The following is an 11,102-nucleotide window of genomic DNA, read 5'->3' as shown; positions in this document are numbered from 1 at the left end:
GACAAGCTGCTTATGCAGCAGCTCGTTGAGAATTTTGATTTTCTTTATTCAGCTTGCTTTTCCGTGTGGCAATCAACAGAACCATCGACACGAACGCACCAATCAGAGCAGCACCGAGCCAAATTCCGCCAGCAAGGAGCAGCGGCTTGCCTTTAAGCAATGCCAGGGAGAAGATTCCGGCACCAGGTACATTTAATCCGATATCAAAGTAAGAAACAATTGCACCGGTGATTGCGGATCCGGCAATCAGGGATGGGATGACGCGGAGCGGGTCGTTCATCATGAACGGGATGGCCCCTTCGGTGATGCCGGCCAGGCCTAACAGCCACGTCTGTTTTCCAACTTCTTGTTCTTGTTGATTAAAATATTTTTTGCCAATGATCGTTGCACCGGTAACCGAGAAGGCGGATACCATTTTTACCGAAGCGAAAGTGGCATATGGAATAAAGTTGCCGCTCGCCATAGCCCCGATACAGAATGTATAGGCAGCTTTATTGACAGGGCCCCCTAGGTCAAAGGACACCATCGCCCCGATGATCGCTCCTAAAATAAGGGCATTCGTTCCGGACATTCCTTCGAGCCAGCTGATTAATCCCTGATTCAGGAATGCCAGTGGTTTGCCGATGACAAACAGCATGATGGAGCCAACAACAAGCGTACCTACTACCGGATACAGCCAGAAGCTGATAAAGCCGGCAAATGTTCCCTTTGGCTTAACCCTCTGTTTCAAATACTTCAGGAAGTAACCTGCCAAAATACCGCCAAGCATACCGCCCAGGAATCCGCTGCCAATCAGGTTTGCGGCAATACCGGCTGCAAAACCTGGCCCTAAAGCCGGTTTATCGGCAATCGAGTAGGCCATATATCCCGCAAGGATCGGAACCATCAACGTTCCCAATAATGTTCCGCCCAATTGCCTTAACAGCCACAGCCATGAACCTTCTGTGTTGTAAATTTCCTGGAGGTCAAAGGCTTGTGCAATCAACACGGCCGCCGCCAGCGTCATCCCCCCAGCAACGATTACGGGAATGATGTACGAAATGCCTGTTAGTATCGAGTCCTTGATTTCTGTTTTAAAGGACTTGCGGTCACTCTCTTCCGGCTCTACTGCACCTGTATATACTCTCTTTGGAGCATTCTCAGCCTTTTGCAAAGCTTCGGCCAGGAGTCCTTTTGCATTTCTTAGTGGAGCAGCCACCGAAGTCTTGACCTTTGGCAGATGTTGATACCTTTCTTCGTTCTTGACCGCAACATCGACAGCAAAGATTACCGCATCGGCCTTGTTGAGCTGGGCCTTGGTATGCCGGTCTTCAATTCCATTGGCACCCTGCTTTTCTACGAAAACGTCGACCCCCAGCTCTTTGCCTGCTTTAACGAGCGCCTCAGCAGCCATATAAGTGTGGGCGATCCCTGCAGGACACGCTGTGATGGCCAGAACCGTTTTACCCGTGCTCTTTACTTCCGGCACAATTGTCTGTTCGTCTTCCTGGTCGAGATTTCGATATAGTTCATCACTTGTTTTTGAGTTCAATAACCGATTCTTGTACTGTTCATTTGATAGTCTTGTGACCAGCTCTGATAATAAGGAAAGATGGGTGGAACCGCCTTCGTTTTCCGGAATGGCAAGCAAAATGACTAGTTCGACCTGATTATTTGCATCAATGCTTTCCCAGTCACTTAATGGTTTTTGTAGCGTGGCAACAGCAAAGGCTGCTTCCTTGACAGCTGCAGACTTTCCATGTGGAATCGCCAATCCGCCTTCAAACCCGGTTGGAGATAATTTCTCCCTTTCAAGCACAGCTTCATAAAAGCTTTCTTCTGAATGAAGCTTTCCTGCTTCACCCAGTTTTTTAATGAGATACCTTATCGTTTCATCCTTGGACTGAAAGGATTGGTTTGTGCTGATTAAGGCTGGAGAAGTAACGTTTTGCAATAACATCTTAAGAACCTCCTTTACCTTTTTGGTAGGGCTTTCATGAATAAAATTTAACATAAAAAAAATAAGAAGCCGTTTTCTTCTTATTTTTACACAAGGATTATGGATTAAAGCGTTTTCATGTGTATTTATACACAGTCGGCCCTCTCCCAGTAGTATTCTGACAAGGCCCTCAAAACAAGCATCAACGGGGTTCGATCCGTGATATTATACCCATTGAGCGTCTTTCGGGGAGAATAACAGTAAAGGCTGACGTCTGCTGTTTTTTCTAATGAATTGCGATTAAAATGAGTAACAGAAATGACTTTTATTCCTTTATTTAGGGCAATATTGGCCATTTCCAGTACGAGCGGCGTTTCACCGGATAAGCTGATCAGAAAGAGAAGATCATGATCATCAAGCCGGTTCAACTCATATATAGCCTCATGGCGGTGCAGATGGAAATCAGCCTCTTTGCCAGCCACTCTTAAATTTTGAACCATCATTTCACAAAAAGATACGGTATCGCCCACACCGAAAAAAAGAACCTTTTTCGCTTGGAGAATTAATTTGACTACAGACTCCATCTTCTCCCCATCAATCAAACTAAACGTTTTGTTCAGGTTAAAATGCATGCTGTCTTCTTCATCCTGTACCCCCTGTTGTTTCGCAAGTTCCTCTTTCAGATTGTTCTTCAGCTGGGAGAATCCATCGTAACCGAGCTTTTTGGAAAGCCTGGTAATGGTATTCGGAACCGTGAACAAGCAGGCAGCTAAAGACTGGATTGACATATTTACGGCTTCCCGTTTATTTTGATTGATAAATTCAATAATTTGGTCATCTGTATCATTTAATTTATATTCAAATTTATGAACCCGCTCATTAAAAAGCATAGTATTTCCACCTCTTATCCTTTTGCAAACATATCGATAAACCTTCAGTTCAAATGCCTGAAGCAAATAATGCCTTATCATTTATATATTATTTTAACATTAGGTTTCTAACATGAATGATAAAATTACTTTGACCAATCAATTAAAGGTGGCAAATAATTTGATCTGGAAAATTAATAAAACGCACGGAAAAAGTAGACCGGTTTACGATAACAATTGATCATGTCACCGTGCCTAACGGAGAGGAAAAGAAGTTTTCTTTTATAAACTTTTCAAAAGGCGTTTGTGTGCTTCCGATTACACAAGATAACCAGGTTTTATGTTTAAAACAATACAGACATGCAATTAAAAGCTGGCAGTGGGAGCTTCCTGCGGGAATGATCGATGAAGGGTATACTCCAATCGACACAGCCAAGAAGGAACTAGTGGAGGAGACCGGGTATGCAGCAAGAGAGTGGCAGGACTTAGGGAGCTTTTATCCATCTCCCGGATCTACTACTGAGGAGATATTCCTGTTTGCTGCAAGGGGACTAATAAAAGAATTTGGAAAGCAGTGAACAAATCGAATTACACAAGCTTAGTATGCAGGAACTCAGAACATTGATAAAAAATGGTGAATTTCAGCATGGGGCAGGACTTGCAGTAATCCTTAATTATGAATGCAGCAGGGACATTCAGTAATAAGGAAGTTGAAAGAGAGAGGCAGATGGATATTAAAATCCCCCCACTCTCTCTTTTATCTGCGAGAGTCGCAACCGCTACACTCGAGTTTGAACGATTCTAGTTAGTTCTTCATTCATTGGACGGTTAGGATCATCGCCATTGATTTCTGGAAGGCTGGCTGCGAGTACTTGAAAGACAACATTGATATTAATGCAGGATGCTGTCAGTGGCCGCTTAGCAACCTGGATAGAATGGTCATTACCCAACTGTTTATCAGTAGCATTCACAACAAGCAGCCTCTTTGCTTTTTCCATTAAAAAATCGTTGGTCTTTACCATAGCTTCAGAGCCATATTCTTCTGTGTAAATTGTTATAATATTGCTATTGTTGTTAATGGTTCGGTGGAATCCATGGGAAAACTCGCCTAATTCGCAGACGGATGCCGGGATGCAGAGAGTCTCCATGATTTTGAGCATTCCTTCCACCGCAGTGCCATAATTCGTTCCATTACCTACGACATAAAAGTGTTTAATTTTGCTCCAGTCTTTATTCCCTTGGATCCATTTTTCTGTTTTTTCGATGGTTTTGGGAATGTCTTCGATGCTTGCGGCAATTTCATCCATGTAGGCTTGAAATTGTTCATTCGTCAAAATAGCCTTATCCTCGCCTATATGGATTGCAAGCAGCATTAATATTATTAACGAACTGCTAACACCCTTCGTTTTAGCGTTGCAAGGCTCCAATCCGCACAGGAAGTTCAGATAATAATCGCCCAGCTGCTGGACTGGAGTGTCCCTTCTCTCCGTAATTGAGAGGACTTTAAAACCTAATTCTTTTGCATATGTAATGGAATTTACGGTTCCGCTGCTTGTTCCGGTTTGGGAGATTGCCACAACCAGTGTTGAATCTCTTTCAAAGCTTTTTATAATCGAACTGTTCCCCACAAAGTCGAATGGGGTATAGCATAATACTTGGATTTCACATAATTCTTCAAAAAAACGCTTGGCGATTAAAGTAACATTTATTGAACTTCCTGAAGCGACAAAAATTATTCGTTTCAAATGTTTTGAATCATATACCTTTAAAAAATCATTCACCTGGCTATCAGAAAGCAATTCTTTTAATCTATCTGCCTGTTCATAAATGTGATCCCACATAACTGTTTTCTCCAACTCCTCAACCCCTCGCTAAAAATATACCGGATAACAGGCCACCGTCTCACCCACTACCCGGCATAAAGTTTTTTCAATTATACATGCGAAACGATAAACTCAGCTTTACCTTCGAGCTGATACTCACCAATTCCGAAAGGCAAAATAAAATGACTGCCCTTTTTAATGGAATAAGGTTTGCCATCAACCGTAATTACAGCTTCCCCTTCAAGCACACTTAGCTGTAAAAAATCGGTTGTTAACTCGCGGGAAGCCTTCCCGTTCAAAATCCAGTGATAAACGGTAAAATACTGTTCTTTCACTAGCTGTTTTTCGGTCAACCCGCCAAAAACAGATGCTGTCTGTTCTACGGCAGCGTCCTGATGAGGCACAGTCGTCACCTGTATCGAGCGCTCAAGGTGCAATTCACGTTTGTTGCCTGCCGCATCTGTCCGGTCATAGTCATACACGCGATAGGTGATATCCGAGCTTTGCTGTGTTTCAAGGATGACAATTCCCTTTCCAATCGCATGGATGGTCCCGCTTGGAACATAAACAAAATCACCAGATTTTACTTTTACACGCCTCAGCAGCTTATCCCATTCACCGTTGCCAATCTTTGCCTCCAGTTCTTCCGAGGTTGCTGCATGATGCCCCAACACCAGCTCAGCACCTTCCTCCGCGCTGATAACATACCAGCATTCTGTCTTTCCATATGGCACGCCTTCGACTTCACGGGCAAATTGGTCATTTGGATGAACTTGTACCGAAAGGTCATCAGCTGCATCAAGAATTTTCACCAGCAATGGGTACTCTTCTTCATTGCCAGCTTTTTTGTTAAAAAGCTCGCCATGCAGCTTCCATGCATCGGCCAGTGTTTTTCCGGCAAGAGGACCATTTTTTATAAGGCTGGGCCCGTTCGGATGTGCCGAGATAACCCACGCTTCCCCTGTTTGGTCGGATGGAATCTCATAGTTGAATTCGGTTTTTAATTTTTGTCCGCCCCAAATCCGTTCCTGCAAAACGGGTTCTAAAAAAATTGGTTCACTTTTATACATGCTTGCCTCCAATATATTAACTATTTTTATCAATACTACTATTGCATATAGCCGAAAAGAGAGCAATACTCTGCTCTCTTTTCCGATTCGAGGCAGGGAACCATCCCCCAAGCTTCCTTCTCTATTCCCATTGGAAGCAAGAGAGCCGTCCCTATGCTTCCTTACTCTATGGTCTCAAGCAATTGGTAAGCTCTTTCTTTCGAATCTGCCTTTAATAATTGCTCCCGGAAACCATCATCCATTAATTTGCGTGACAGCATCTGAAGGATTTTAAGATGAGCACTGCCTGCGGCCTTTTCTGGTACGGCAATCATGAAAATCAATTTTGCATCGGTGCCATCAAGGCTGTGCCAGTCTACGCCCTCGCGCTTAATGCCAAAAGCTACAGCCGGGCGTTTAACCGCAGTCGATTTCCCATGAGGGATGGCAATGTTCATTCCAAGTCCAGTAGAACTCTGAGCTTCACGATCCAAAATGGCCTGCTTAAATTGTTCTTTGGAATCCAGGACACCATTCGCATTCAGTTTTGCAATCAGCTCATCGATGACTTGATCACGGCTTGCTCCTGCTAAACTCAAATCGATTAAATCAACACTTGTAATGTCAGTTAGTTTTTCAATTTTCGTCTCAGCTGGTTCTTGAGACTGTGCAGCAGCTTGTTCGCGTACAGGAACAGCGGCGCCTGAGCCAGCACCTGCACCGGCTAAAGCTGGAGCTACTTCAACATCTTTTTTCAACGCGATTACCATCGCTGCAGTTACGAGAGCACCTATGATTGCAGCAACGAAAAACATAACCACATTATCAACCGCTCCCAATACAGCAACGATCGGGCCTCCATGGGCAACCCTGTCGCCAACATTTGCAATCATGGCGATAACTGAACCAACCATTGATCCTACTACAATACTTGGGATGACACGAAGCGGATCCTGTGCGGCGAACGGAATTGCACCCTCTGTTATTCCGAACAGTCCCATTGTGAAGGATGCTTTCCCTGCTTCTCTTTCAGTTGCGCGGAACTTGCGCTTATTAATAAATGTGGCAAGGCCAAGCCCGATTGGCGGGATACAGATTGCTACCGCGATCGGCCCCATGATTTCGTAGTTTCCTTCAGCAATCATCGCTGAACCAAACAGGAAGGCAACTTTGTTGAACGGGCCTCCCATATCAAATGCAATCATCGCACCAAGGATCATCGCCAACAGAATCGAGCTTCCTCCCTGCATCCCAGCGAGCCAGCCTGTCAACGATTCAAATACCTGAGAAACCGGTGCACCAATGACGTAAATAAACAGTAAACCAACAATGACCGATGAAAAGATCGGAATAAATATGATTGGCATGACTGGCTGAATCGCTTTAGGCACTTTCAGTTTCTTAATGCCAAGTGCCACATAACCAGCAAGGAAACCGGCAATGATACCGCCAATAAAGCCTGCACCCGCTTCACTTCCATAGAAACTTCCGTTGGCTGCGATATAACCGCCAATCATACCTGGTACAAGACCAGGGCGGTCAGCAATACTTACCGCGATGAAACCAGCCAAAATTGGCACCATGAACATGAACGCCGTTCCGCCAAGGCTTTCAACCTTCTTCCAGATCGAATCCTCCGGAATCACAATCCCTCCTGGTGTCTGTTCACCGCCAAGGGTTAACGCCAGGGCGATCAATAATCCCCCTACCACAATGAACGGAACCATATAAGATACACCGTTCATCAAATGCTTATAGATTGGATTTTCTTTTCGCTTTCCTTTACCTGGTTCGTTTGCTGCCGCCAGTTCAGGTTTATAGACTGGAGCATCTCCATTCTGGATTCTTTTGATAAGTTCTTCCGGCTTCCTGATGCCATCCTGAACTCCGGTCACAATGACTCTTTTACCAGCAAACCGTTCTTTTGGAACCTCCTTGTCAGCTGCGATGATGATACCATCCGCCTCGGCAATATCCTGCTCGGTTAAAGCGTTTTCTACACCGATAGAACCTTGTGTTTCAACTTTTATATCGACTCCCAACGCCTCGCCTGCTTTTTGCAAGTTCTCAGCAGCCATATACGTATGGGCAATCCCAACGGGACAAGCTGTGACAGCCAATATTTTCCCCATGCTTATTTCCTCCTACTCTTTTAAAATAGTAAAAGCGCTTACTTATATAATAGACCTTTTTACCCGGTAATTTTCTCTTATTTTTACCGTAACTTGTGGTAAAAAATCATTTTTTAGAAGCAAGGGGACGGTTCTCTTGCTTCATTCCTTTAACATGACGCGGACAGGAAGCACAAAAAACGTCCCTAAGCTTCATTCAACATCCTAGTAAATTCCTGATGATCCTTTGCCTTAATTAATTTATTCACAACGAGCGGAGACTCGCTAAGCGCGGCGATGTGCGAGATAATCCCGCGAATATCAGCCTGGTGGTCCTTTGTCATCGCGATCATGAATACAAGGGAAACCTGTTCATTACCCCAATCCAAAGGTTTATTTAATACTGCAACTGCTAGTGCTGGTTTTAAAATCAGCGAGGGATCACCGTGCGGAATGGCGACTCCCCCGCCAATGGCTGTCGCTGATTTCCGCTCCCGACCCAAGGCATTATGGACGAACTCTTTTTTCACAAAGCCATTATGAAAAAGCTCCATAGCAAGCAATTCTACCGCTTCATAGCGATGCTCTTTTTCAATGCCAAAGAACATCAAGTCACCGCTCATAAAAGCAGATAAGCCACCTTGGCCCTTCACTGGATTTTTCACCTTTAATTCCCCTATGAAACGATTCAACTTCTTTTTATCCTCCTGCCCAAAAAGCGGGGAAATGACAATATGCTGAACCGCTAGTCTCTCAAGAGGCACGGTGGAAATAATGAAATCTACATCCGTTTTTTTCAAATACTCGCCAACCTCTGCCTTGCCGATGCAATCTGTTACTTCAATATCCTGGTATTGTTGTTCTATTTTGGCCTCCAACAAATGGGACATGCCAATTCCCATATGGCATACAATCAGCACTTTCTTCTTCTCAACGCCCTTCCTGCTTTCCAGCCGTTCAATGGAAGCCTGGAAATGGAGGACAATGTATGCTGCCTCATCTTCGGGTATATCAAGTTCAAAGGTATCATTGATTTCTTCAAGAGCAAAAATTACCATGCTGAACATATAAGGATACATTTTCTTTATATTAGCAAGAAGCGGATTCGTTATCGGAAGACCGTATTTGATGCGGCTTATGACCGAATGCATATGAACTGCAAGGCCGCTCTTTAAAATTGGATCCTCTTCAAATGGAAACAAGGTCAATTTTCCCATCTTTCGGATCAGGGCATGAACCAACTCCGCATCCTGTTCTTCATATCCTAAAATCTGCCCTGCGCCTTCTTCCGATCTTTTGCCGCTAACGAGATGCCACGTGAAGTACACCCTCTCCACCTCAGGAAACGTTAGTTGAAAGGAAGTTTCCAGCCGATCGAAAAACCAGCCGGCATATTGGTACTCCTTCCGGGCGGCTGCCTTTTCCATTTCGGATTCCTGGACGAAAACGGGGGATTTTTGCCGGATGCGCTTGACCATGATCAAAGCATGAATAAGCAAACTATCAAGCGCTCCATCCGTAAACGCAATGGAAAATTGACCCTGCATATCCTTAAGCGCTTTCTTTACTGCCGTGATTTCGTATGGCAAAAATAAATCCAGGACAACATTCTTCTCCTTGGAAAAGGACGGGATCAGTTCCGGCAAGTGTGCCAGTGCAGTACGTTTCTTTAGTTCCGTGCCTTCAACCACATTTCCAAGCCGCTGCTTTGAAACGATCTCAAGATCGTAACGCTGCAACCAATTTGAAATTGTCTCCAGATCTTTTTTAATCGCTGCTTTTGATACATAATACCGGTCCGACCAATATTGCAATGTAAACGCCTTATCTCCGGTTAAAAGCTGAAACGCCATTTCAAAAAGCCGCTCTTCCATTGTCTTTGGCTCATTCGAGAACAAATTCCGCAGAATCTCCAACCGTTCATCCTGAGCAATCTGTAACGATATTCCAAAACCCGGTTTACGGATTAATACGGCACCCGGATAATCCTTCAATAACTCCTCAAGCCGATCAAGGTCGTTCCGAACTGTCTTTTCCGCACAATCCAGCTCCTCCGACAGTTCCCTGATCTGAAATGCCCCTTCCTCTTTAACAAGCAAGAGTCTTAATAATTCCTTCTGACGATTATTCATCCCTGCACCTGCTTAATCAACACAATATATTAAAAGTTTATCTCTATTACGGCATGTAATCAAATAAATAGAAAGAAGCAGGAGAACCGACCCCATGCTTCAAAACGGATGTGTCCATCCTAGACTTTTCTCCTATTTTTACATGAAAAGGGTAATTTTTCACTGTTTAAACTGTAAAAATATAACTTTATCCGCTACAATAATGGATATAATTTCTGAACGGCTCAATCCTTTGGGGAGGATATATACATGCATAACAAAACTAAAATTTTACTCTGCAGTGTTGGGATATCAGTGATGCTTGGAGGATGTCTGGATATGAATAGCACAAACAACAATAATGACAGTGAAAAAGTGAAAGAGACACAGGCTTTACCTTCCAGTGATACGTTGGCAAGTATTCAGGATTATACAGGTAAAGGATACGCTCTTCCGTATGGAAAGGAAACCGAAAAGATTGCTGAAGAAAACCGGGACCATATAGAGGAAGCCGCAAGAAAGTTTTTTCAGGAAAAATACAAAACCGATGTAGAAGTGCATAATGTGGTCGGTGCCCGTGATGGGGCAACCGTGTTTGTAGAGTCCAAAGGTGAACCGCATTTCTATACTTATGCCGTTGTACCAATTGATGAAACAGAAAAGAAAGTGAAGGCAGATCAGATATGGGCAGACGAATTTCAGGTGGAAAACGCCATTAAGGGCGGATTATATCACATGATCTTTAATAAAGAGTTTAACAACCTGGATGAATATCTCAAGTCGCTTGAAGCAGGAGGACAAGTGACAGGCAAAACAAAAGAGGCCCTCCAAAATGTGGGCGGACAAGGATTTATGACGCCATATTACTTTATTTCAATGGCGAGTAAAGAGGCGGCCATTAAACCAGTCTACGATCTTTATATTAGCAATCCTGATGAAAGTGTAGAAAATTTAAGGAATGCCTATGAAGAAAGCCTATTTGAACCTGAGAATTTCAATATCAATATTCAATTATTTATGGCCGACAAGCAGGCAGAACCAAGCAAAGAAATATTCGATCAAATTACAAAAGAGCTTGAAGAAATGACTACAATCCCTAGAGGCTTTTATAGTATTTATCTTAATGATAATTTCATTGATAAACAGAGTGCTGATGGTACGAAAGATAATTCATTAGAACGTTCGTTTCCGGATTATATTATCAAAGAATAAAGCAGGTGA

8 protein-coding genes are annotated in these 11,102 nt (G+C 43.6%); 2 read left to right on the top strand and 6 right to left on the bottom strand.

All coding sequences use genetic code 11. From position 1 onward, the window contains the following. Positions 1-10 precede the first annotated feature (10 nt). Together mngA and CVD19_RS13000 are read right to left on the bottom strand one after the other, a co-directional pair. On the bottom strand, positions 11-1,939 hold the full coding sequence (gene mngA / locus CVD19_RS13005) for a PTS 2-O-a-mannosyl-D-glycerate transporter subunit IIABC (RefSeq protein ID WP_101582289.1): 1,929 nt from the start codon (positions 1,937-1,939) through the stop codon (positions 11-13). A gap of 125 nt (positions 1,940-2,064) precedes the next feature. Then, positions 2,065-2,808 (bottom strand): MurR/RpiR family transcriptional regulator, encoded by a 744-nt coding sequence (locus CVD19_RS13000; RefSeq protein ID WP_101582288.1) that lies wholly within the window; start codon positions 2,806-2,808, stop codon positions 2,065-2,067. A gap of 287 nt (positions 2,809-3,095) precedes the next feature. On the opposite strand from CVD19_RS13000, the gene CVD19_RS25460 reads away from it, so the two are divergent. Next, a complete protein-coding gene (locus CVD19_RS25460; protein WP_257985125.1) occupies positions 3,096-3,365 on the top strand; it encodes an NUDIX hydrolase in 270 nt (89 codons plus the stop codon). A gap of 201 nt (positions 3,366-3,566) precedes the next feature. Here CVD19_RS25460 and CVD19_RS12990 read toward each other — a convergent pair whose 3' ends face one another. The 4 genes from CVD19_RS12990 to CVD19_RS12975 all read right to left on the bottom strand — a co-directional run bounded on the left by CVD19_RS12990 (position 3,567) and on the right by CVD19_RS12975 (position 9,902). Beyond that, positions 3,567-4,643, bottom strand: coding sequence for an SIS domain-containing protein (locus CVD19_RS12990; RefSeq protein ID WP_142383527.1), 1,077 nt, complete (start codon positions 4,641-4,643; stop codon positions 3,567-3,569). Between the two features lie 77 nt (positions 4,644-4,720). Further along, positions 4,721-5,680, bottom strand: coding sequence for a mannose-6-phosphate isomerase, class I (gene manA / locus CVD19_RS12985; RefSeq protein ID WP_101582286.1), 960 nt, complete (start codon positions 5,678-5,680; stop codon positions 4,721-4,723). 161 nt (positions 5,681-5,841) lie between these two features. Then, on the bottom strand, positions 5,842-7,791 hold the full coding sequence (locus CVD19_RS12980; RefSeq protein ID WP_101582285.1) for a fructose-specific PTS transporter subunit EIIC: 1,950 nt from the start codon (positions 7,789-7,791) through the stop codon (positions 5,842-5,844). A gap of 185 nt (positions 7,792-7,976) precedes the next feature. After that, on the bottom strand, positions 7,977-9,902 hold the full coding sequence (locus tag CVD19_RS12975) for a BglG family transcription antiterminator (RefSeq protein WP_101582284.1): 1,926 nt from the start codon (positions 9,900-9,902) through the stop codon (positions 7,977-7,979). A 249-nt stretch (positions 9,903-10,151) separates the two neighbouring features. Between CVD19_RS12975 and CVD19_RS12970 the strand changes: the two genes are divergently transcribed. After that, a complete protein-coding gene (locus tag CVD19_RS12970) occupies positions 10,152-11,093 on the top strand; it encodes a DUF1672 family protein (RefSeq protein WP_101582283.1) in 942 nt (313 codons plus the stop codon). Positions 11,094-11,102 lie beyond the last annotated feature (9 nt).

It is taken from the genome of Bacillus sp. T33-2 (assembly GCF_002860205.1).
Lineage (GTDB): Bacteria > Bacillota > Bacilli > Bacillales > Cytobacillaceae > T33-2.
This window is presented reverse-complemented; position numbering and strand designations above follow the sequence as displayed.

Excerpts from the sequence above, each read along its gene's own strand:
- mngA (WP_101582289.1), bottom strand. The coding sequence starts at position 1,939 with ATGTTATTGCAAAACGTTACTTCTCCAGCCTTAATCAGCACAAACCAA.
- CVD19_RS13000 (WP_101582288.1), bottom strand. The coding sequence starts at position 2,808 with ATGCTTTTTAATGAGCGGGTTCATAAATTTGAATATAAATTAAATGAT.
- manA (WP_101582286.1), bottom strand. The coding sequence starts at position 5,680 with ATGTATAAAAGTGAACCAATTTTTTTAGAACCCGTTTTGCAGGAACGG.
- CVD19_RS12980 (WP_101582285.1), bottom strand. The coding sequence starts at position 7,791 with ATGGGGAAAATATTGGCTGTCACAGCTTGTCCCGTTGGGATTGCCCAT.
- CVD19_RS12975 (WP_101582284.1), bottom strand. The coding sequence starts at position 9,902 with ATGAATAATCGTCAGAAGGAATTATTAAGACTCTTGCTTGTTAAAGAG.
- CVD19_RS12970 (WP_101582283.1), top strand. The coding sequence starts at position 10,152 with ATGCATAACAAAACTAAAATTTTACTCTGCAGTGTTGGGATATCAGTG.